This window comes from Myxococcus sp. CA040A, from assembly GCF_013336725.1.
In the GTDB taxonomy this organism is placed as follows: domain Bacteria; phylum Myxococcota; class Myxococcia; order Myxococcales; family Myxococcaceae; genus Myxococcus; species Myxococcus llanfairpwllgwyngyllgogerychwyrndrobwllllantysiliogogogochensis.
Genome location: NZ_JABUMR010000022.1, coordinates 1 through 19,371 on the forward strand (window position 1 = coordinate 1; position 19,371 = coordinate 19,371).

Annotated in this window: 22 protein-coding genes; 3 read left to right on the forward strand and 19 right to left on the reverse strand. The window is 68.3% G+C overall.

The features are described from left to right. Positions 1-777: 777 nt before the first annotated feature. The 7 genes from HUA75_RS44935 to HUA75_RS44965 all read right to left on the reverse strand — a co-directional run bounded on the left by HUA75_RS44935 (position 778) and on the right by HUA75_RS44965 (position 7,843). Positions 778-1,314, reverse strand: coding sequence for a hypothetical protein (locus HUA75_RS44935; RefSeq protein ID WP_174489964.1), 537 nt, complete (start codon positions 1,312-1,314; stop codon positions 778-780). Further along, complete coding sequence (locus HUA75_RS44940; RefSeq protein ID WP_174489965.1) at positions 1,311-1,850, reverse strand: hypothetical protein; 540 nt, start codon at positions 1,848-1,850, stop codon at positions 1,311-1,313. The genes HUA75_RS44935 and HUA75_RS44940 overlap by 4 nt, the downstream gene beginning before the upstream one ends. Before the next feature lie 415 nt (positions 1,851-2,265). Then, entirely contained in the window at positions 2,266-2,760 is a 495-nt protein-coding gene (locus HUA75_RS44945) for a hypothetical protein (RefSeq protein WP_174489966.1), read from the reverse strand. After that, on the reverse strand, positions 2,757-3,257 hold the full coding sequence (locus HUA75_RS44950; protein WP_174489967.1) for a hypothetical protein: 501 nt from the start codon (positions 3,255-3,257) through the stop codon (positions 2,757-2,759). The genes HUA75_RS44945 and HUA75_RS44950 overlap by 4 nt, the downstream gene beginning before the upstream one ends. A gap of 193 nt (positions 3,258-3,450) precedes the next feature. Continuing rightward, positions 3,451-5,382, reverse strand: coding sequence for a hypothetical protein (locus HUA75_RS44955; RefSeq protein WP_174489968.1), 1,932 nt, complete (start codon positions 5,380-5,382; stop codon positions 3,451-3,453). Between the two features lie 365 nt (positions 5,383-5,747). Continuing rightward, complete coding sequence (locus HUA75_RS44960; RefSeq protein WP_217446573.1) at positions 5,748-7,475, reverse strand: DEAD/DEAH box helicase; 1,728 nt, start codon at positions 7,473-7,475, stop codon at positions 5,748-5,750. Then, the gene (locus HUA75_RS44965) at positions 7,472-7,843 is read right to left on the reverse strand and encodes a hypothetical protein (protein ID WP_174489969.1); all 372 of its coding nucleotides are present in this window, start codon (positions 7,841-7,843) and stop codon (positions 7,472-7,474) included. Before HUA75_RS44965 ends, HUA75_RS44960 begins: the two co-directional genes overlap by 4 nt. Before the next feature lie 122 nt (positions 7,844-7,965). Between HUA75_RS44965 and HUA75_RS44970 the strand changes: the two genes are divergently transcribed. Next, positions 7,966-9,267 carry a hypothetical protein gene (locus HUA75_RS44970; RefSeq protein ID WP_174489970.1) on the forward strand — a complete coding sequence of 434 codons (1,302 nt, stop codon included), beginning with the start codon at positions 7,966-7,968 and terminating at the stop codon, positions 9,265-9,267. 14 nt (positions 9,268-9,281) lie between these two features. Here HUA75_RS44970 and HUA75_RS44975 read toward each other — a convergent pair whose 3' ends face one another. The 9 genes from HUA75_RS44975 to HUA75_RS45015 all read right to left on the reverse strand — a co-directional run bounded on the left by HUA75_RS44975 (position 9,282) and on the right by HUA75_RS45015 (position 13,008). After that, entirely contained in the window at positions 9,282-9,467 is a 186-nt protein-coding gene (locus tag HUA75_RS44975; RefSeq protein WP_174489971.1) for a hypothetical protein, read from the reverse strand. Further along, complete coding sequence (locus HUA75_RS44980) at positions 9,464-10,018, reverse strand: DUF1643 domain-containing protein (protein ID WP_174489972.1); 555 nt, start codon at positions 10,016-10,018, stop codon at positions 9,464-9,466. Before HUA75_RS44980 ends, HUA75_RS44975 begins: the two co-directional genes overlap by 4 nt. Continuing rightward, entirely contained in the window at positions 10,015-10,302 is a 288-nt protein-coding gene (locus HUA75_RS44985) for a hypothetical protein (protein WP_174489973.1), read from the reverse strand. The genes HUA75_RS44980 and HUA75_RS44985 overlap by 4 nt, the downstream gene beginning before the upstream one ends. Positions 10,303-10,375: 73 nt before the next feature. Further along, positions 10,376-10,741 (reverse strand): helix-turn-helix domain-containing protein, encoded by a 366-nt coding sequence (locus HUA75_RS44990; RefSeq protein ID WP_174489974.1) that lies wholly within the window; start codon positions 10,739-10,741, stop codon positions 10,376-10,378. Beyond that, positions 10,734-11,096, reverse strand: coding sequence for a LexA family transcriptional regulator (locus HUA75_RS44995; protein WP_174489975.1), 363 nt, complete (start codon positions 11,094-11,096; stop codon positions 10,734-10,736). The genes HUA75_RS44990 and HUA75_RS44995 overlap by 8 nt, the downstream gene beginning before the upstream one ends. Next, the gene (locus HUA75_RS45000; protein WP_174489976.1) at positions 11,093-11,716 is read right to left on the reverse strand and encodes a sigma-70 family RNA polymerase sigma factor; all 624 of its coding nucleotides are present in this window, start codon (positions 11,714-11,716) and stop codon (positions 11,093-11,095) included. Before HUA75_RS45000 ends, HUA75_RS44995 begins: the two co-directional genes overlap by 4 nt. Continuing rightward, positions 11,713-11,931, reverse strand: coding sequence for a hypothetical protein (locus HUA75_RS45005; protein WP_174489977.1), 219 nt, complete (start codon positions 11,929-11,931; stop codon positions 11,713-11,715). Before HUA75_RS45005 ends, HUA75_RS45000 begins: the two co-directional genes overlap by 4 nt. Continuing rightward, complete coding sequence (locus tag HUA75_RS45010) at positions 11,928-12,617, reverse strand: PP2C family serine/threonine-protein phosphatase (RefSeq protein ID WP_174489978.1); 690 nt, start codon at positions 12,615-12,617, stop codon at positions 11,928-11,930. Before HUA75_RS45010 ends, HUA75_RS45005 begins: the two co-directional genes overlap by 4 nt. Continuing rightward, entirely contained in the window at positions 12,610-13,008 is a 399-nt protein-coding gene (locus HUA75_RS45015) for a hypothetical protein (protein WP_174489979.1), read from the reverse strand. Before HUA75_RS45015 ends, HUA75_RS45010 begins: the two co-directional genes overlap by 8 nt. A gap of 1,065 nt (positions 13,009-14,073) precedes the next feature. Here HUA75_RS45015 and HUA75_RS47640 point away from each other — a divergent pair. Continuing rightward, a complete protein-coding gene (locus tag HUA75_RS47640) occupies positions 14,074-14,208 on the forward strand; it encodes a hypothetical protein (RefSeq protein ID WP_256433586.1) in 135 nt (44 codons plus the stop codon). Positions 14,209-14,677: 469 nt separating this feature from the next. Here the strand turns inward: HUA75_RS47640 and HUA75_RS45020 are convergent, their stop codons facing one another. From HUA75_RS45020 to HUA75_RS45030, 3 genes are all read right to left on the reverse strand, one after another. Further along, complete coding sequence (locus tag HUA75_RS45020; RefSeq protein ID WP_174489980.1) at positions 14,678-14,923, reverse strand: hypothetical protein; 246 nt, start codon at positions 14,921-14,923, stop codon at positions 14,678-14,680. An 83-nt stretch (positions 14,924-15,006) separates the two neighbouring features. Then, positions 15,007-15,567 carry a pentapeptide repeat-containing protein gene (locus HUA75_RS48165; RefSeq protein WP_371746345.1) on the reverse strand — a complete coding sequence of 187 codons (561 nt, stop codon included), beginning with the start codon at positions 15,565-15,567 and terminating at the stop codon, positions 15,007-15,009. A gap of 842 nt (positions 15,568-16,409) precedes the next feature. Further along, a complete protein-coding gene (locus tag HUA75_RS45030) occupies positions 16,410-17,525 on the reverse strand; it encodes a hypothetical protein (protein ID WP_174455313.1) in 1,116 nt (371 codons plus the stop codon). Positions 17,526-18,091: 566 nt separating this feature from the next. On the opposite strand from HUA75_RS45030, the gene HUA75_RS45035 reads away from it, so the two are divergent. After that, positions 18,092-19,087, forward strand: a complete 996-nt coding sequence (locus HUA75_RS45035; RefSeq protein WP_174455311.1) for a peptidyl-prolyl cis-trans isomerase — start codon at positions 18,092-18,094, stop codon at positions 19,085-19,087. The last annotated feature ends 284 nt before the right edge of the window (positions 19,088-19,371 follow it).

A 19,371-nucleotide genomic window follows, 5' to 3' on the forward strand; every position in this document is an offset into this window, starting at 1 on the left:
GGAACCGGCAGCGTCAACACGCGCATCCCGGACCCTTGTGACAGGTGTTCGCCCGGGGGATGCAGGAGTCGCCACAGGGTTTGCTGCTGGGCCCACAGCGTCGGCAGCAGGCACCACCTCCGCCACCGCCTTCAGACGGGTATTCGCACGTCATCGAGTTTGGGTTGCATTCGCTCTCGCCCAAGCACTCGTCTTCAACGTGCCACTCCCGACGCCCCTCTTTGTCCGCCTTGCACCTGAGCACGGCGTACTCATCGCACATGAGCGTTCCGGGCTCTTCGTTCGCACAAGAGTCGCCTCCAATGTCACACCCCTGCAGCGTCAGTGCAGCCACCAGCAGCACCATCAACCTGGTCATGGTCCCCCCGTCAGATGAATGAGCAGGGGTGTATGCTTTCAGCGCGAGGGGATACCTCGCAAGCCAGTTCTAGCCCTTTGCCTCAGGCCACAGCTCAAGCTGCCCCGCCCCGCGTTCCTTTCGCGCCCGCGGGGTCGGGGGCGGCGGAGGCTGGAGGAGCAGGCTCCGGGCATAGGACTGGGCGGCCTTCCGGAGCCTGTCCTTCGCCCTCGCGAATTCCACCTCGTCGTCGCCCGCGTCCGCGTAGGCCAGGGCAGCCGCGACGAGCCTCTCCCATGGGGTGGCGTACGTCTCCGCCACGGGCGTGGACAGGGACTGCCCCCGCGTCGCCCTCTTCTGGTGTGCGTGGCACTGCCTCCGCCCTGGCGCGGCGGTACGGGTGCAGTCGCCCACGGTGCAGTGCTCCGGGGGGCACGGCGTCACGTGTTCCTCCCCTCGTGGGGCTTCGGGCTCTCCTCGAAGTTGAGGTTGTCGAACGTGAGCGCCTCAATGCGCTCGCGCAACTCACGGAGGGCCGCACGGGCCGAGTCGAACTGCACGGCGAGCCTCTCCCTTCCCGCCCGGAACTCCACCGCGGCCTCGGCGGCATCCCGCGCCTCGCGCTCTTCTCCACCCTCCTCCTGGCCGTCGGCCACGCAGGCGTTCCGCTCGCGGCGCCAGTCGCTGTTGTAGGCCGTCCGGCACTCACGGCGCACGCACAGGAAACGCTGCCTGGGGGCCAAGGCGGCTTCGCAGTACACGCACCGCCCCGCCGGTGCCTCCTCGCGCATCCGGCGGATGAACGCCGGCACCCGTCGCGCGGGCCTGCCTGGATTCGCGGCACGGTCCCTCACGCGTTTGGCCACCCGGACCCGGCACTTCCGCTCGCAGTACGCCCCTGCCTTCCCAGCGGGAAGCGCCTTGCCGCAGCGTTCGTCCGCGCACGTCCGCTTCTGGGACTCCTCGAGGCACGTCACGGCACACCTCCCTTCCGGTAGGCCGGCGTCACCAGGTCCGCCCAGGACTTCGCGGGGCTGGCCTTCGTCGCCTTCGGGGCCGGCACCTTCGCCTTCCTGGGCGCGCGCACCGGCCGCACCTGCGGGGCCAGTGCCACGGGAGGTGGCGGGGGCGCCACTGCGTCCTGTGCGCGGACCGCCGCCGCGAGCGCGTCCTCGCCCCAGGACAGCTCCACCAGCACGGAGGCCTCGCCTTGCGCTTGTGCGTATTTCCACCGCACCAGGGGTGAGGAGTCATCGACGCGGAGCTGCCGGGCCACCTCGTCGCGGACGCTCTTCAGCGCGATGGGCAGGTTGTCGTCCTCGTCCAGCAGCCGCGGCGACACCCGCGTCAGCCGCACCACCAGCAGCGCCGGCCCCGTCCACCCTGGCCAAAGCAGCTCCATGGCCTGGCGCTGGCCCTTCGCCCGCTTCGCCCGCACCTGATGGTGCTCCCGGACGTTGCTGGTGTTCTTCGTGCCCACCGGCACCTCGAAGACGATGCGCGAGCACGTCATTCTGGCCCCCAGAAGCAGGTCGCGCACGTGCGCTGGTACACTCGTGCCGTCAGGGGGTAGCCATGGAGTTTGCCGCTCTTCTCGTGCTTTGCGCTGGAGTGGTCGCGTTCGTCGCTTTCGTGTTGGTGGCGATGATCGCCGCATGGCGACACGACCGGTACGTCATCCGGCCATTGGTTCGACGCCTCCATTGCCCCGCGTGCCAGGAGCCGTATGGAGACATCGAGCCCGATTCTCTTGTGGTGCAGCCCGTCCGCGTAACCCCCCTGCCCGGATCCGGGCCGCTGCCGACGCCTCCACGGAAGCTCCAGCTGACATGTCCGGCGTGCGGGCTCTCCGCCATCTTCACAGAGGCGGGCGAGCTGAAGCGGACGCACCGCGAAGCTCCCCGCGCAGCCTGAGTAGCGAGACAACCTCATCTCAGCACCTCCAGCACCACGCGCACCGCCCACTTCCCCGAAGCGCCCCCGTGGCGGGCCAGCAGCCCCGCCAGCACCTGGGCCTTCCACGCGTCCGCCGGCAACCACCCGCCCGCCGCTCCCGCGTTGCAGTCGTAGACGGCCAGCGCACCACCCGTCCGGCGGATCCCCACCCAGTGCGTGTGGCGGCACTGGGCTCGCTCCGGCGCGGAGTCCCACGTGCCCCTGAGCTGGACGAAGGCCACCCCGTGGACGTCGCCCGGCGGCATGCCCTGCTGGACGCGGTGGCGGACGCCCTGGGCGGCGAACGAGGCCGCCATGCTGGTGGGCGTCGTCCAGGGCTTCGCGGGGAAGCTGGGGAAGGCCGCGCGCACCTGGCGCAACGGCACCCCGAGCACCGCCGCGAGCGCGGACGGGCCGCAGTTCGCCTTCCAGTCCTCGTTCGCTTCGAGGAGGTCCGGCGGCGTGAAGAGCTCAGCGCACGGCGTCATCGCGGCGACTCCTGGTGCAACGGGGCAGGCGCCTGGGACACCAAGCGTCCGTCCGGGGAGAGAAGGAGGACGCGGCCCCGCCAGCCCTCCGCGCGGCACAGGGCCACCATGTGCGCGGTGCCCTTGCCCAGCTCCAGGTCGACGTGCGCCGCCACCCAGCGCACGGAGATGCCGCGCCGGGAGTAGCCCCTCAGCGCCTCGCGCATCAGCTCGTTGCGCACGGGACCCGCGCGCCGCTTGAGTCGCTCCCAGTCCGCCGGGAAGCGGTCCACGTCGTCGGCGCGGAACCACGGCCACTCGACGGAGCAGGCCGTCTCCCACAGCTTGTCAGCGCCGATGGCGGCGGGGCCGTCCTCCTTCCGTGGCCCGCCAGCGCCGTGCATGAGCGTCGCCCCCGGCACACCCGCGAAGCGCCGCACGTACTCGCGCAGCACCGGCAGGTGCGCCAGTGTCAGGCCGGAGGCGCCGCAGCCGAGGAGGATGAGGCGGCACGTCATCGCCCACCTCCGAGCGGCCAGAGGGAGCGCCATGCCCCGAGCCGTGCGCGGTAGTTGCGAATGTGCGCACTCATTGGGCCAACAGACTCCCGGACGTAGTGCCTGGCCCACGCCCGGTGTCCGCGCATCTCATGAACCTCAGCCTCAACTTCGACCACCACCAACGCATCGACGATGGCGAAGAGCAGCGGGCTCAAGGTGCCACCCCCTGGGCCTGACCGCGGTGGGACTCCACCCACGCGGTGACGCTGACGCGGTGGAAGTCATTCCCGTTCGGGATGGCGTTGTTCAGCGCGGCTTCGCACCGGAGACACAGTGCGTGCCCCCACACCTCAGCCCAGCCGTTGCCACCGCAGCCCGTGGCACAGGCCCCACCCACCGGACGCCACCCGCCACCGACGGCGAGGTCCGGGGACCGCGTCTTCGCCGGAGCACTCCCGGCCCGCTCCTCGGGGGTGGCGTTGTCGTTCCACTTCCGCACCAGGTCGCCAAGGTTGTCGCAGCGCTGCTTGAAGAGAGCCCGCACACCGTTGTCCAACCGGCGCAGCACCTCCGGGACACCTCCGCTGCCGGCCAGGGAGAGCAACGCTCGAGACGCGTCGTCGTCCGCGCGCCCGCGCCAGCGGTACTCGCAGTCCTTCGCGTTCGCGAAGACGCGGCCCACCCCATCCGGCAGTGATTCGGTGTGCGGCTCCTCCTGGGGCGGCAGCTCGAATGGGAGTGTGTCTCCCGGCGCGGACACCAGAGCCGGCGGCGTAGACGGTACCTCCGCGTCCTCCTCGCCTGCGACGGCGAGGCGCAGGCCCTCCAGCCCCTGGGCAGTGAGGAGTTCCACCAGAAGCGGCAGGCAGGTGGCCACCACCCAGTTCCGCGCGAACCTGTCCCTCACCTCCAGGACGAGGTGCCCGTCCTCCACCGCGACAGCGCGGGCCGACTGGAGCTGCCCGGCGATGACGAGCTTCTTCTGGGCCTTCAGCTCGCCCAGAACACGGATCCACGCGCGCGCCGCCTCGGTACCCTCGGGCACGTCCTCCCGGCACATGGCGGCCCCGGGCTCCGACTCGGGCACGGGCGCCTCCGCCACGGCGTCGAGGCTCCACGCACCGCTGAGCAGCTGCTCGGCCACCTCTGCCCCCGCGCGGGTTGTGCCCACCAGCACCCAGACGACAGTGGCCCGGAAGCGACTGTCCAACTCCCCGCGGCACACCGGCGAGCGGGGGACTCGGGAGAACACCTCGCGCCACTCCGCGAGGGTCCGCCGCTCCAGCGCCGCCAACGCGTCCTCCAGCATCTGCACGGAGGTGCGCTCGCCCCAGGGCCAGAAGCCGTGGGCAGCTACCAACGTGTTCCACGCGTCGCGCAGCGCCCGCACGTCAACCGGGAGGGTGTCCGGCTTGCGGTGCTCCCTCGGTCCGCCGGGCTGGACGTCCCGCAGGTCACGCTGGGCCTGCGTGACACTCCGCCGAGCCCCCCTCGACTTCGAGGCAGAGGGTGGGGGTGGAGGGGGTGGATTCTCCCCCGTCACGCTGGCTGTCACGCTGTCACGCTGGCTGTCACGCTGCTGGCGCGCGCGTGAAATGCGCTTCCGGATGGTGGCAGGCTTCAATTCCTTCAAGGGTTTACCCTCCCCCCTTCCCCCCTCCCTGGCGCCTGTCACGCTGGCGGTCACGCTGCTGGCAGGAGTGTCACGCTGAATGTCACGCTGGTTCTGCGTGACCTCTGGCGCGACGTGCGTGACAGGCAGAGGGGAAGGGGCAGGAGGCGCCACGGCAGTGGGGGGTGTTGCAGGGCGCGCGCCGACCACCGGGGCCAGCAGTGCCACAGCCCTCTCCCACCCGTGGTTCACGCCGGCCGCGTAGCTCTCCGCACGCAGCCGCGCCTCGCGCTCCTCCAGCAACTGCGCGCGCAGCTCCGCGACCTGGGCCTGGGCGCAGGGGCATGCGTCCGCGAAGAAGCTGGCGGGCACCCCTGGGTCTTCTCCGCGGGCACGGCTCGCGGTGCCGCTCCCCACGGGCGGAATCACCTGCTGGGCCTGCTCCGCGGTGACGAGCTGGCCCCCCAGCAGGCGCACCATGCCGGGCGGCACCTCTTCCTCGGGCGTTGTGGGGTGATTGCAGGCGGCCATGGGCTACGGCTCCTCGGGATGGACGGGCATGGCTGGAAGAAGGGGCGACGGTGGAGCGGTGCGCGGGTGGAGGCAGGCGGAGCCGGCGAGTACCGGGAGGCGGAAGCTCAGGCGCGCCGGCGGCACCCATGCGCAAGGCGGGTGGAGGCAGCACGTGGGCGGAACCGGCTGGTCCACGCAGCCCGCCCGCCAGTTCACGTCGTGGCGACAGGTCGGCCACGGGGCCTGGTACCTCGCGTGGGCGGACGCACCGCCGGCCGTCGCCGCGTGGAAGGACACCTTCCCCGTTTCAGTGACGTCTCCGCCCATGCGCATGGCACCGCAGCGGGGGCAGCGCTCAGCCAGCGTCGGGTACAGGCACCGGCTCACGCTGCCCTCCGGTTCTTCAGGAAGGCCTCGGCGAGCTTCCGCACCCGGTTCTCATCCGTCTCCAGCTTCTCCATGAGGCTGGCCTGCGGGTCTCGGATGCCCTCCATCTGGTCCCGCTTGATGCCCAGGACATCCGCCACCACCGGGTCCGAGCCGCTTTCGGAGACGAGGAAGTAGGCCATGACGGGGTCCGGCTGCCCGTCCCGATGCACCCGGCCGCACGCCTGCTCGTGCACGCCGGGGCTCCAGTCCAGCTCGCCGAACACCACCGTGCGGCAGCAGCCCTGGAGGCCGTCCAGCCCCGCGCCCGCGCGCAGCGACATGATGAGGACGGGCGTCTGCCCGGACTTGAAGCGCTGGGCCTCCGCCTCCTTCTGCGCGGGCGACTCCTGGCCGGTGAAGATGGCCGGGGAGTACTCGGCCAGCCGCTCCTCCCAGATGCGGTACACCTCGTGGTGCCAGCCGTAGAGGAGGACGCGCTCCCCATTCTCCACCAGCATGCGGACGAACTCGGCGACGAAAGTCGCCTTGCTGATGCCGGTGGCCTGGCGCAGACGCCATGAGAGCTCTCCGGAGGCGTGCATGCGCTCCTCGGGCTTCACCCCACCCTGGGCGAGGATGATGCGCGCCAGCTCCGCCGCCTTGTCCTGCACCGCGTCCAGCGCCTTGGTGTCTGCCTCCACCGTGTGCACCATTCGGGTGAGGGCGGGCAGCTCCCGGCCGACGTCCCCGCGTGTGCGGCGCAGCATGAGGCCCGCGTCACGCAGGTAGGTGCCGAAGGCGCGCGGGTCCTTGAAGGACAGCTTGTCCTCCACGCCCGTGCACCACTCGCGGCTGAACTCCTCGCGCGTCCCCAGCACACCGGGTTTGATGGCGTCGAGGACGTGAAACATCTCCCCGCCGTAGTTGTAGATGGGGGTGGCCGACAGCCCGGCCACGAAGTTGGCGCGCTCGGCGAGAAAGTGCGCGGCGCGGTACTTCTCCGACTCGGGCCCGCGCCGCAGCTCCTGGCACTCGTCGAAGACGACGGTGCGCACCCCGGCGCTGACGAGCGTCTCCGCCCAGCCGGAGAGCTTGTGGTAGTTGAGGACGAGGACGTCGGGCCAGGGCAGCTTCTTCCCTCCCCTGCCCCGCGTGACTTCCTCCGGCGTCGCGCGCTTCGCCACGTGGACGCGCAGGCGTGGCAGGAAGCGCGCCAGCTCCCGCTGCCACTGGCGCGGAAGGTGCGTCAGCGTCACCACCACCGCCGGCAGCGTGCGCGTGTCGGTGAAGGCAGTCAGTGCGCTGGCCGTCTTCCCCAGGCCCACGTCGTCCGCCAGCAACAGGTGCCGCATCCGCAGGAACATGTCCGCCGCGCGCCGCTGGTACTCCCGCGGGGGCACGTTCATCTGGAAGTCCGGCGCCTGGTAGTCCGCGGAGAGCAACTCCGCGACAGCCGCCTCGCGCCGGGTGTGCTCCCGCGCGCCATGGCGGAGGAAGTCCTGGGCCTCCTTCCCCACCACCTCCAGGGGGTAGCGCTCGATGAACCACTCCAGCTCCCGCGCCGTCTCCGCGGTGGCGGCCATCAGCACTTCGCCCACGTCGCCCTTGTTGATGCGGTCGAAGACGCGCTTCAACCGGAGGGACACGTGCGGCTCGCACTGAATGACCCAGGCAGGCCGCTCGCCACCGCGCGTCCCCAGCTTCCGCTTCTCCAGCCGGACAGTCCCGAAGCACTTCGTCACAGTAGGCCTCCTCGCAGCACAGCGACGCGCACCGGCTTGCCGCGCATCAGCGCGGGCAGGCCGTCGTGGTGAGAACGGGTGGTGATGAGCAGGAGGCCGTGGACTTCCTCCCGCTCGGCGTAGTCCAGGAGCTGCCGGGTGACGGCGGAGATGCTGCCGTCCACCTTCACCTCGACGCCCAGGTGCCCCACCATGAAGTCGATGCGGCCGGCATCGCCGAGCACGACTTCACGGCGGAAGGACAGGCAGGCCTGGGTGAGCACCTGCTCCAGCGCGGCCTGGAGCTGCGCCTCCCCGGTGCACCGGAAGCGGTGGCCGAGGATGAGCGAGCGCAGGCGGCCCAGCTCTTCGAGGACAGGGGTGGTCATGCCGCGGCCCCCACGCCTGAGCTCTGAAAGGGCATCGGGGCACCGCAGACCCACCCGGCACGTAGAGCTCGAGCCCCTCCGGGTGAGCAGCCATGTGGGTAGGGGTGGAGTACGGTTCCTGTGTGCCCCTTCAAGACCTCACATCTCGGGATGCAGTCCTTCAGGCCATTGCCGAGTTCAGAGAGCTCGGCCGAACGGACTTCCTGAGGAAGTACGGGTACGGCCGTGCGCGGAACTACTTCCTGGTGCACGAAGAGCAGCGCTTCGACTCGAAGGCCATCGTCGGCGCGGCTTACCGCTTCGAGCACCCGGACCGTGGACATCTCACCCCAAATGACTTCAGCGGTGGCGAAGCCACCGTGCAGAAGAAGCTTGAGGACCTGGGGTTCTTCGTAGAGGTGAACGCAGGCGCGCGGAGAGCAGCACCGACGACCAGGAGTACCGCGCTCCCCGAGCTTCAGAAGGGCCGCACATACACCTGGGATGAGCTCGGCGTAGCTTTCGACGTGCAGCCCGCCTGGTTCGGCACCGTCGGGGGCATGGGACCTCGCCCCCGAATGAAGGCGTTGATCCTCATCACCCACCCCGATGGCGCGAAGTCCATCAACTACGGGGACCGGTGGGATGGAGACGACCTCATCTACACAGGGCGAGGCAAGAAGGGGGACCAGGTCTTTCAAGGTGCCAATCGGCAGCTCGCAGAGAATCGCCACACAAACTACGTCTTCGAGTACGTCGGCATCCGCCAACATCGCTTCATTGGCATGGCTCAGTGCACCAGCCACGACTGGGGAATTGCCCCGGACAGCGAGGGCAAGGACCGCCGCGTCCTCTACTTCCGCCTCAAGTTCAACGAGCAGGACGCACAGAGTCCTGAGAAGGAAGACTCTGGCGCGGCACCTCGTCGTCGGATGCCAAGACCAAACCGAATGCCGCGGCCCTTTGACCCTACCCGGGTTCCCGCGGAGTTCATTGCAAGCGAGGAGTATGAGCATCCCGCGGACACCCTCGCGCGACACGAGAAAGCGACACAGGCGCACCACGCGCTGCTCTCGAAGCTGCACCACGCCCTGACGATGGCTGCCTGGACAGACATTCAAGAGATTCCGGGAGCACTCGATCTCTGGGCACGCAGCCCCCATGACGGTCACCGCGTCATCTTCGAGGCCAAGACCTTCGCGGAGGGCAACGACGCGTACCCAGCACGCGCTGCGTTTTCCCAGCTCGTTGAGTACCGACACTTCGACGGTGCCGCGGATGACCGCCTGTGCATGGTCACAAACGCGACTGTCAGCGAAGAACGCGAGGGCTTCCTGCGTGTACAGGGGGTAGCCGTCCTGACATTTGCTGGCAATGAGGTGCGGCTCTCCGGCCCACTCGCACGAGAGTGGTTCGCGGGACTCGCGGTAACGCCTTCCGAGTAGGTATGCAGGGCACGTCATCGCGAGCTCCGCGTGAAGGCGACGACACCGAGGAGTCCGGCGCCCAGGAGGAGGACGAAGGCCACCGCGGCGAAGGCGATGGCGTGCGTGAGGTGCGGCTCGCTGTGGGCGGCGCGTCCGGCCAAGCCAGCGCCTCCCAGGGCGATGGCGCCGAGCACCATGGGGCGGTGGCATGCCTTCATGTCCGGAACTCCTTGCGGACGGGCTCGTAGGGGATGGGCTGCTGGGAGTACGGGACGAAGCTCTTCCCGCGCGCGAGCGGATGCTTCGGGCTGCCGTCAGCCGTCAGCCCCAGGCAATGCAGCGTCCGGCCGGCCGCGCGCGCCAGCGACACGACGCCCGCGATGCGCTCGAGGTTGTTGTCGTGGCTCCCCCATGCCGCGATGACGACAGCCGGCTCCGGAGCGGCCAGGAGCGCGGCGAGAACGGTGTCATTCGCCGGGCCCACCGTCTCGACGCCGGCGGCCACGCGCTTCGCGAGTGCGGCCGGGTACGGCGTCCGGTACGCGCGGAGGTTGCCCACGACGAGGCCCGTGCAGTCCCAGGCCCGGGAGAAGCCCACGCAGCGCGCCAGGGTGTTGTCGTCCAGCAGCCCGTCCGCGTTGGACGGGTTGGTCATCAGCCACAGGGCCACGCGCGGCGCGGACACCTGGTCCCACTCGCGCCAGAGGGCGTAGCGGAACTGGCCGCACGCGCTCAGCAGCGCACCGGAGTCGAGGTAGGGGCAGCTCACCCGGACACCTCCGGGAACATCGACACCTGTCGCGCCTCGTTGTCAGCTTCAACGCAGTCCGCGCAGAGTCGGAAGCGCTCACGCGGAAGAGGCCCGTTGCAGCAGGAGCACCCACGGTCATCGTGGATCTTCCCAGCATCCAGGAGATTGTTGGCGCGTTCGGCTCGCTCGGTCTTCTGGACTTCCTCGGCCGTTCCGACGCGCCCCTTCCCACACCCAGCACACGCGATGCGCGTGCCTCGCGGCCCCGAGTAGCCGTTCACCATCGCGCGGACGGGAATCATCGGCCCCTTGCAATCAGGGTCGTCGCATCCGGGTACGTCCGCCCACGGCAGAGGGCGCCCGCCATTCAGCACCTCACCCATGGCCACCCCCATCTCTCGCGGGGAACATCTGTCGCGCCACGCTCTCCAGGCGGGACACCTCCAGGGCGGTGAGGCCGCGCGCCTCAATGAAAGACAGAAGGCCACCAGCGACGTTCCCGGACGGCTGCTCGCTGGCGGGAGCCAGCAGCGCGCCCACCGTCGTCCCCAGCGCCCTCGCCACCGACACCAGCGTTTCGAGGTGCGGGACACGCTCCGCCCGCTCCATCATCGAGATGTACGAGACGCTCAAGTCCACCGCCTCGGCGAACTCCTCCTGGGTGAGGCCACACTGCTTGCGCAGCTCGCGGAGACGCTTGGCCAAGCTCTTCAGCAGGGATTCGGTTTCAATTTCAGACATGGAAGGACTCCTCGTGGTGGTGGATGGGATTGAGGGCTGCGGCCGCATGACGCACCTCCGGATGCGCTCGGAGGTACGGCTCGGCGAGCGACTCGCCGGCCTCTGTCACGCGCAAGCTGCGGTGGCGGCCGGGGCGCCGGGTGAGGAGGCCGCGCTTCGCCAGACGGCGCAGGACATCAGCGCCGCCGTTGACGGACTTCCAGCCGAAGCGCGCGCGCAATTCCAAGACGCTGGGCGGCTCACCGTGCGCGCCGATGAAGGCGACCACGAAGGACAGCACCGCGAGTTGGAGGCTCGTCGGCGCACCGCCAGAGGAGCCATGCTCCGGCGGCGGACGGGGGTAACAGTCCGTCATGCCACCCTCCGTTCCCACGCGGGCTTCATGGACGCGGCCCACCGCAGCGCGGCTTCTTCAGCCTGGTTGAGGAGCTGGTGCGCGCGTTGGCGGGTGCCACCCACCTGCTGGCCGATGCTCTCCAGCGTCTCGTCTCCGAGATGGAGCAGGTAGTACGCCCGCGCGGCCTTCTCGCGGACGTGCTGCTTCATCCCTGGGCGCATGTGCGCGCAGAGCCGCTCGCCCAGCGTCGCGGCAAGCCGGTGGGCCTCAACCGTGCGCTCCTGCGGAGGCGGCACGACGACGTTGAGCAGCTCCTCGACGTCGAGTGCCACCTCATGCCGGGGGACGTACCTGCCATCCTCTTCGCGCACGGCTCCAGCGAGGATGAGCCAGCCTCGACTCACGTAGTGCCGGACGGGAACCTTGGCGAAGGTGACGAAGGACGCCCCTCCCTCCGCGTGCCACCGCTGCGCGGCGTACATCGCGCCCATCCACGCGTAGCTCGCGAGGTCGGACTCGAAGCCAGCCGCAGCCGGATTGCGCCGGACGAAGCGGTGGACGGACCACCAAACGAGCCGCTCCGCCGTCAGCACGAGCTGCTGCTCCGCCTCGGTGAGAGGTCGCTGGGGCTGCCTCATCGCCGCCTCCTGCTCACAGCGCGACGCCCCAGGCTGAAGCTCCGAGTGGGCCGCGCGCGGCGCAGCTCCAGCTCGAGGGCGGCGCGAGCGTCATCCATGGCCTCGCCGCGGGTGGCCGCGTGCGCCTCCACCTCGGCGCCGGGGGCGCGGAGGGTGACGGCGTGGCCGAGCGGGCTCCTCGTGCTGATGCTGGTGAAGTGGGAGGAGCAGCTCACGAAGCACCCCCCACGCGCACGACGAGGGCGGTGCAGTTGTCTCCGCTGCCGAGCTTGAGGGCGAAGCGCACCAACGCCTCGGCTGCGGCCTGGGCGGTGGGCTCGCGCTCCAGAATCTGCCGGATCCACTCCTCCGACAGCGTGTCGCTGACGCCGTCGGTGGCGAGCACCCAGACGTCACCGGGCCGGGTGTCCAGCTTGCTCACCGTGGGCGTGGAGAAGTCCGGGTCGTCGCGGCGACCGCCCAGCCAGCGGGACAGATAGTGACGCGCGACGCGGTGGTCCTCGGTGAGCTGCGCCACCGCCCCGCCACGCAGCCGGTACACGCGGGAGTCGCCCACGTGCGCCACCACCGCGCAGGCGCCAGCCACCAGCACCATGGCCAGCGTCGTGCTGCCTCCGGTGTCCTGCGCGCTGCGGTGCGCCGCCGTCACACTGTTGGAGGCCAAGGCACGGAGCCCTGGCGCGGTCTCCCCCTCCAGGTCCGTCGGAAGGAGCGCGAGGCCCACCACCGTCTCCACGGCAGCCTTGCTGGCCAGGTCCCCGTTGGGGTGCCCGCCCAGGCCGTCGGCCACGACGAATACGGCCACGGATGGCCCCGCCTCGTGGCCGACGGCGTCCTCCTGGTACCGGCGCTGGCCCTGCTCAGTGAAGGTGCCAACGTCGAAGGTGAGCCGCTCAGACATGGCCCGCCTCCAGCTCAGCGATGGCGGACGCCTTGGCGACCTCGGCCTGCCGGCGGCCCTGCTCGCGGCAGGCGCTCGCGAAGCCAGAGCAGTAGGTGGTGGTGGCGTCGGGGTTGTCCTTGCGCCCGCACGACAGTTCGTCAGCGCCGGCCAGGGTGTTGCCCATGTCCCGCCAGCACACGACGCATGCGCCCCGGGGGCGCTCGCGTACGAGGTCCAGCAGCGTCCCCATCGTGCGCGGCCGGGCGAACACTTCGCGCTGCCGGCGCGTCAGGTGAGGCCACGCGACGATGCCGAACGCCCCGGACGGAGGGCTCGCAACGACACGGCGTGGGGCCGAGGCCGCACGGCACGTAGGACGGGACGCCGGCAGGTCGAGGGCGGCGCTCATCGCCCCCTCCCGACCACAAATCGGGCGGCGGCGCGGGACTCGGACTCAAGGGCGGCGCGGATGGGGCCGGCGGCAACCTGGAGGGCGTGCCCGTAGCAGGCCATGGGCCCACCCAGGGAGGCGGCGGAGCAGCTCAGGCACCCGGGGGCGGGCGGGATGGAGAGGCGGAAGGCGGTGGTCCGCGAGAGCGAGAGGCTCGGCGACCGACGCCCTACCGAGCGTCCCGCGCCATTGTGGCGCCTTTGTGGCGGGGATGCTGGCTTTCTGGCCGCCCCTACCCGATTCTGCCCTCTGCGCTTGAAGGCCTGGGGCGCGTTGTCCGGCTTCCTAAACCGCAGGCCACAGGTTCGATTCCTGTCGGGGTCATAGCGGAACCCCTTGATTTTCCAAGGGGTTCCGCTCGCAGCACCTGTGGATGAAGTGGCTACCACGCCAGCGTGGCGTCCCTGTGGCGCTGCGATGCTGAAGCCCTCCGGCTAGTCCCTTCAGACGGGTCCCGTGGAAGCGGGACCACCCCCACAGCGGGCCCTGCCTCGACGGCCATCACCCGCGCTCACCGCGCCGGACAACGGGTCGGTGCGACCCGAGTCGAGGGACAGCCCCCGCGTGGATGACCCGCCACTCTTCCAAGGCCTGGACATGCCGGTGGATCTCCGAGGGCTGATGAAGACCCCAGACCCAGGGCTCCTGAGCAAGCAGGCGCTTGTCGATCATGGAGCTAACGACCTCGCGCTGACATGCGGGCCGCTCGAACTCCTCACGCAGAGGGCATGCGGACGGATTCCTCGACAAGGTCCGCCGGCGTGACGACACCGTCGGCGTAGCGGCCGACGACCCGGCCTCCACCGGCGTGGGTGTCCCCGATCGGAGGAGCCTCCGGGGTGGGTTTCGTGCAGGCCGAGCAGAGCCCCCAAGCAACCAGCACCGCGCGACGCCACAATAAGAGCGCCTTCGAGATGGCGGCCACACAACAGTCCCAGGATTTGGCCTCCAAGGCCGCCGGGGCGACCTGGGCTACCGCAGCGCATCGAGGCGCGCCTGACGGGCGAGCGCCGCTCCAAGGCGATGGAGGGCATCATCGACGGACTGAAGGCCCAGGCGAAGATCGAAGTGAAGGAAGACGCCCTCGAGCAGTTGACGATAGAGGGCGCGGAGAACAAGCCCGCCGCCCCTGCTCCGCCGTCCCAGCCACACCCGTAGCCGGCTCGCGGCGACGCACCGAGCCGGCGTACCGCTTCAGCGGTTCGCGCCGGCTCCCGAGCCCCACGACCGCCTCAGAGGCTCAGTTCGCGATCCATCCGCAGGGAATGCGGCCGGTAATCATCGTCCCCTTGCAACACAAATACGCGGACCTGGACGCCTAGAACAAATTGCCCCGAAGGCAGAACATCGCCTCGGTCGAACTGCATCAGATCATACACACCGAACCACGGACGCGTTGGAGAGACTATCATCTCTCCACGAACAATCCCCAGATGCCCTCGGGTAGCTCCGCCATAGCCAGCGGCCTCTCCATCAGGCAACCAGAGACAGAGTTCAGTGACGTCTACACGGTCGGACAGGGTCACCTCTGAGCTGGACGACAAGCAAAAAACAACGGGTAGGGTATTGAGTCCAGCCTTCGGCAAGAAGCCCTCGACGAAATGAACACTCAACTGAAGGTCTGGCGTCATAATGGATTGCCCGCTTTAAATATCTGAGCCCCCTTCAGGGGAGCCAGGTCGCGCACGTCGCAGTGAGAGATATCCCTCAGAAACTGAAGGGCCTCCTCGAGTGTGCTGAAGCCCTTGACGACCTCGGTCGCAGCCTCCTCAAGAACCATCTGCGCCTCAGGAACCTCAAAGGAATGGGTGACAAACTCACCTCCAGGGCCATGCAGAACCAGAAAACAACGCCTGACCACAGGCCAAATCATCCACATCAATCCATTTTGCGCTCAACAAACCACCCGCCGGCCACTAGAACAGAAACAACATCGTCATCGAGAATCACGACCAATCACCGTTTCGTCGCCTGAAGTCTCGCACCATCAAGCTGTACATACTCCATGTAGGCCCCAGTCAGATCAGCCCCCTCCAAGTCCGCCCCACGAAGATCCGCACGACTCAGATCGACGCCATCAAGCATCGCTCGCTTCAAGGATGCCCCCTCCAAGTCCATTGACGACATATCCGACATACTCAGAGTCGCATCATCGAAACATGCGGACGGCGCCCGTGCCCCATGCAGCATGACACCTGACGCCTTTACTCGTTTGAGCGACGCAGCACTCAGATTAACTGCCAGCAGATAGGCCCCCGTCAGGTCACAATCATCTAGGACAGCATAGTTCAACCAAGATCCATGAAGTTCGACTCCGGCCAAACTCATCCCGCTGAGGTCTATTCCCCGGAGGTCGGCTCTAGCAGGGACCTCATCCACACGAGGCAGCTCCCGCACATCATCCAACCACATTCCACTGTGAAGCCCCATGCAGACCCGGCGCCAGACGTCCTGACCACTTGGCGTATGCCATCGCCGCACCAAAAATTCGCTTTCCATTCTCATCTCCCATGACATCACCCACACACATAACTGTCGACACTCGCCAGCAACGCTGAAACAACACCGGCATAAGTCAGAGCCCACTCTCCCTCATTCGCCGGAAACACTCCTCCACGGGCCTTCCCTGAAATCGCTCAGCAAGTGCAAGCACCTCGCGCCACTTATACAATTGCTGTGAGACAACTTCCTCCGTGCCCCCGACTGCCGTGAGCACCAGATGGAAATCTTTCTCGTACGCGTTCTGCTTTCCCGGGGGCCTCTTCGGATTAACTACTCGACCCGCTGGCCTGAATCGTATCTCCACCAGGTCCATCGCGACATGACGAGACCCCGTAACCGCCGGATGCCCCTTGGAGCAGATCTGCTCCGCGAAGTTCGGAACAATTTCGTCATCCCGCTCGATGTGCCAGGCATGGCCGAAGTCACAAACATACAACCAGTAAATACGCATACTCCGCCTCACTCAGTTCACAGAACGCAATGCGCGGTATTCGCAGGTTCGCCAGTATGATGAAGTCACCGCGAGTCGCGGAGAGCCCCTCCACGGAGACAATCTCGCCAGAGCCCCCATCCACAGCTCCCACTGAATTCCCCTCCTCCTGGCAAGCTCGCGCAATTCACCATCAAGTCCGTGGGCCGCAGTATATCGCGACTCAGTCGTGCACACCTCATTCGATGGCAGCCCCGACGCATCAAGCTCAGCCAGTTCAGCATCAGGCTCGTGTCACACCAGCACGGAAACTCCGCGTCACCGCCAGCAGGGGACTCTCACTCCGCGGCAAGGGCCTTACCCATGCGCGGGCCCCTACAGCGGGGTCCGCGATGGGGAGGCGGAAGCATCGCTCGTGACGTGGGCGCTACAGCGCGGCCTGGAGCGTCTGCTCCAGCTCTTCGCGCGTCTGCCAGCTCACGGGACGCAGGCCCGCCACCAGTTCCAGCGTCCCACTCGAGACGGTGACGGCGGCGTGAAGGTCCGTACGCAGTTGGATGCGCTTCACCTTCTCCCTCAGCGCGGTGCGGCCGATATCGTCCTTCTGGAGGGACTCCAGCACCTCATGTACACGCGCCACGAGGAAGCCGAGCGCTCGCAGCTCCTCGGCGCTCGCGGGATTGACTCCCGGGGCCAGCGCCAGCGTCAGCGGTGACTCCGTGACGGCTCGAAAGCGTGATTCCAGCGCGCCGAGCTGACGACGAAGCTCGAGCAGTGAAGGAACAGGCACGGCATCGCGCTTCAGCTCACCGAACGACGCGACATCGTGGACCGTGACGGTCTCGATGGTGCCCACGGGGATGATGACCGCGTCCTCTTGGGGGTAGCCGCTCTCGCGGGGGATGAGGAGCAGGATGGCGCGGCCCTCGCGACGGTCCTCCAGCATCTCTCGGACGATGCCAGTGACGGCGCGGCCACTGCGCAGGGACAACGTCGCGCGGGGCAGCAGCAGGGGAATCCCCGAACGCTGCCGCCCGCTGATGCGCAGCAACACCTGGAGCACGGCGTCCAGCCCCTTGGCATCCGCATCCAGAAAGGCACGCAGGGAGTCACCCGTGTACGGGTTCGGCAGCTCCGGGGCGGCCTCTATTGTCCTCCGGATGGACTCCTTGCGGTCCTCCACCTGGTCCACATTCGTGACGGGCTCGTGGTCCAACGTGAGCACCCCGTCCTGAAACGTGGCGATGCTGGACGACGAGGAGTTGCTCGACGAATTGCGGATGACGATGCGCTTGAGCGCGCCTCGCAGGAACTCCCGGCCCAGGTCGTCCTGGCCCAGGGCCGCCAACGCACCGATGAGCGGCCTGAAGTAAACCTGGGGCCACGCCTCCGCGTAGAGGTCCGCATAACCCTCCGCCGTGAGACTGGCCCAGTCGACCTCGATGGGCACCTCGAAGCGCGCGGCGGCCTCGAGGTCCTTCTTTATCTTCGGGTAGTGCGTCTCCTCGAACTGCTTCGCGGCCTTGCGTTCGGCGAGTCCCATTCAATTCTCCAGACGGAGGGTATGGGCGAGGAGTCTCGCCCGAGCCCCCACAAGACGCCCAGGGCCGCCCGCACGTTCCGTGTCTCCTTGGGTTCTCCCCGGCCCCACGCACTGACCGGCCTCCCCCTCGAAGACCCCACATTCCTGGGATGGACCTGCCCGGGTGGCTCCCTCCACCCTGCTCTCCTACCGGACACACCCTGTTCGCGAGAGGAGAGGACCCCGGATGTTCATCCCCCTGCCGTTGTCACGCCTCGCGACCCAACGCGTCCTCCTCCTCTGGATTGCCCTGGGCATCGTGAGTCTGGTGGTCAGTCTGGGTGGGTTCCTGAGCCCCTGCCAGTGGACCCCCGAGCGGGCATTTGCTCGCGCCTGTTCGCCACAACAACCCAAGGAGCCGTGACTGCGGGCAGGACGTTCCATCGGGGTGGCCGTCATCACACCGCGGCGAGCAGCGCCTGGCTCGCACACGGGGCCATCAGGGCATGGGCGCGCTTGGATGCTCACTCGGAACAACGGGGTTCGCACCTCCCGCCCTGTTGGATATACGCTGGTCGAGTCCGACCATGCACACGCCCTCCGTCCGAACCCGAGTCCTGTCCGCCATCGTCGCCGTCCTCGCCCTCTCCGCCTGTGGCGGTGGCAGCGCTCCCCCAGCGGAACAGAGCGCCAAGGACACGGGCCCCGCGGTCGCGGTCGTCAATGGCCGCTCCCTGTCGACCCAGGAGGTGAAGGCGAAGCTGGACGAGCAGCCACTGTTCGTGCGCAGCCGCTACGCCACACTGGAGAAGAAGAAGGAGTTCCTGGACAACCTCATCCGCTTCGAGCTGCTGGTGCAGGAAGCTCGCAAGCAGGGGCTGGAAAAGGACCCGGAGATCAAGGCGACGCTGGAGAAGGTGATGGTGCAGAAGCTGCTGCGAAAGCAGCAGGAGGCCGCCGCCGGGACGATTTCCGAGCCGGAGCTGCGCAAGTACTTCGACGAGCACACCTCCGAGTTCGTGAAGCCCGAGCGCGTCCGGGTGAGCCACATCTTCCTGGAGGCGCCGCCGGCTGACGCCGCGAAGCGCACGCAGGCGCGCACCACCGTGGTGAAGCTGCTCGCGGACCTGAAGACAAAGGAAGCCGGCCCCATCAAGAGCGCCTTCGAAATGGCGGCCACACAGCAGTCCCAGGATTCCGCCACCAAGGCCGCCGGGGGCGACCTGGGCTTCCGCAGCCGGGAGGAGCTGACCCAGGCCTGGGGCGCCGCGCTGGCGGATGCGGCGTTCGGTCTGAAGTCGTCGTCTGAGATTGGCCAGGTCGTGGAGACCGACAAAGGCTTCCACCTGGTGAAGTTCCAGAGCCGGCAGGTCGGGATGAACCAGACCTTCGAGCAGGCGAAGCCGCGCATCGAGGCGCGCCTGACGGGCGAGCGCCGCTCCAAGGCGATGGAGGGCTTCATCGACGGACTGAAGGCCCAGGCGAAGATCGAGGTGAAGGAAGACGCCCTCGAGCAGTTGAAGATCGAAGGCGCGGAGAACAAGCCCGCCGCCCCTGCTCCGACGTCCCAGCCTCACCCGTAGGCGGCTCGCTGCGACACACCGAGCCGGCGTACCGCCTCAGCGGTTCGCGCCGGCTCGCGAGCCCGACCTGATCGCGACAGAAGGCATCACAGACATCACGACCCCGCCAAGGACCCGCGTGTGGTGCGGAGGGCCAGCTGTGCAGCCCCCTATACACGTGCGTCATTGGGCATACATGGGCGTGCACACCCCTGCATTCTCGAGTGACTCCTCTTCGTGGGAGCAGGCGGGGCACGCTGGGTGCACAGGTGGCCCGGAGTCGGCCCCTCGTTCACTTCATGTGA

Bases quoted from the DNA above. Each gene is read 5' to 3' on its own strand.
- HUA75_RS44940 (WP_174489965.1), bottom strand. From the start codon at position 1,850: ATGACGTGCTCGCGCATCGTCTTCGAGGTGCCGGTGGGCACGAAGAAC.
- HUA75_RS44945 (WP_174489966.1), bottom strand. From the start codon at position 2,760: ATGACGCCGTGCGCTGAGCTCTTCACGCCGCCGGACCTCCTCGAAGCG.
- HUA75_RS44950 (WP_174489967.1), bottom strand. From the start codon at position 3,257: ATGACGTGCCGCCTCATCCTCCTCGGCTGCGGCGCCTCCGGCCTGACA.
- HUA75_RS44955 (WP_174489968.1), bottom strand. From the start codon at position 5,382: ATGGCCGCCTGCAATCACCCCACAACGCCCGAGGAAGAGGTGCCGCCC.
- HUA75_RS44965 (WP_174489969.1), bottom strand. From the start codon at position 7,843: ATGACCACCCCTGTCCTCGAAGAGCTGGGCCGCCTGCGCTCGCTCATC.
- HUA75_RS44975 (WP_174489971.1), bottom strand. From the start codon at position 9,467: ATGAAGGCATGCCACCGCCCCATGGTGCTCGGCGCCATCGCCCTGGGA.
- HUA75_RS44985 (WP_174489973.1), bottom strand. From the start codon at position 10,302: ATGATTCCCGTCCGCGCGATGGTGAACGGCTACTCGGGGCCGCGAGGC.
- HUA75_RS44990 (WP_174489974.1), bottom strand. From the start codon at position 10,741: ATGTCTGAAATTGAAACCGAATCCCTGCTGAAGAGCTTGGCCAAGCGT.
- HUA75_RS44995 (WP_174489975.1), bottom strand. From the start codon at position 11,096: ATGACGGACTGTTACCCCCGTCCGCCGCCGGAGCATGGCTCCTCTGGC.
- HUA75_RS45000 (WP_174489976.1), bottom strand. From the start codon at position 11,716: ATGAGGCAGCCCCAGCGACCTCTCACCGAGGCGGAGCAGCAGCTCGTG.
- HUA75_RS45010 (WP_174489978.1), bottom strand. From the start codon at position 12,617: ATGTCTGAGCGGCTCACCTTCGACGTTGGCACCTTCACTGAGCAGGGC.
- HUA75_RS45015 (WP_174489979.1), bottom strand. From the start codon at position 13,008: ATGAGCGCCGCCCTCGACCTGCCGGCGTCCCGTCCTACGTGCCGTGCG.
- HUA75_RS47640 (WP_256433586.1), top strand. From the start codon at position 14,074: ATGGAGGGCATCATCGACGGACTGAAGGCCCAGGCGAAGATCGAAGTG.
- HUA75_RS45020 (WP_174489980.1), bottom strand. From the start codon at position 14,923: ATGATTTGGCCTGTGGTCAGGCGTTGTTTTCTGGTTCTGCATGGCCCT.
- HUA75_RS48165 (WP_371746345.1), bottom strand. From the start codon at position 15,567: ATGTCATGGGAGATGAGAATGGAAAGCGAATTTTTGGTGCGGCGATGG.
- HUA75_RS45030 (WP_174455313.1), bottom strand. From the start codon at position 17,525: ATGGGACTCGCCGAACGCAAGGCCGCGAAGCAGTTCGAGGAGACGCAC.
- HUA75_RS45035 (WP_174455311.1), top strand. From the start codon at position 18,092: ATGCACACGCCCTCCGTCCGAACCCGAGTCCTGTCCGCCATCGTCGCC.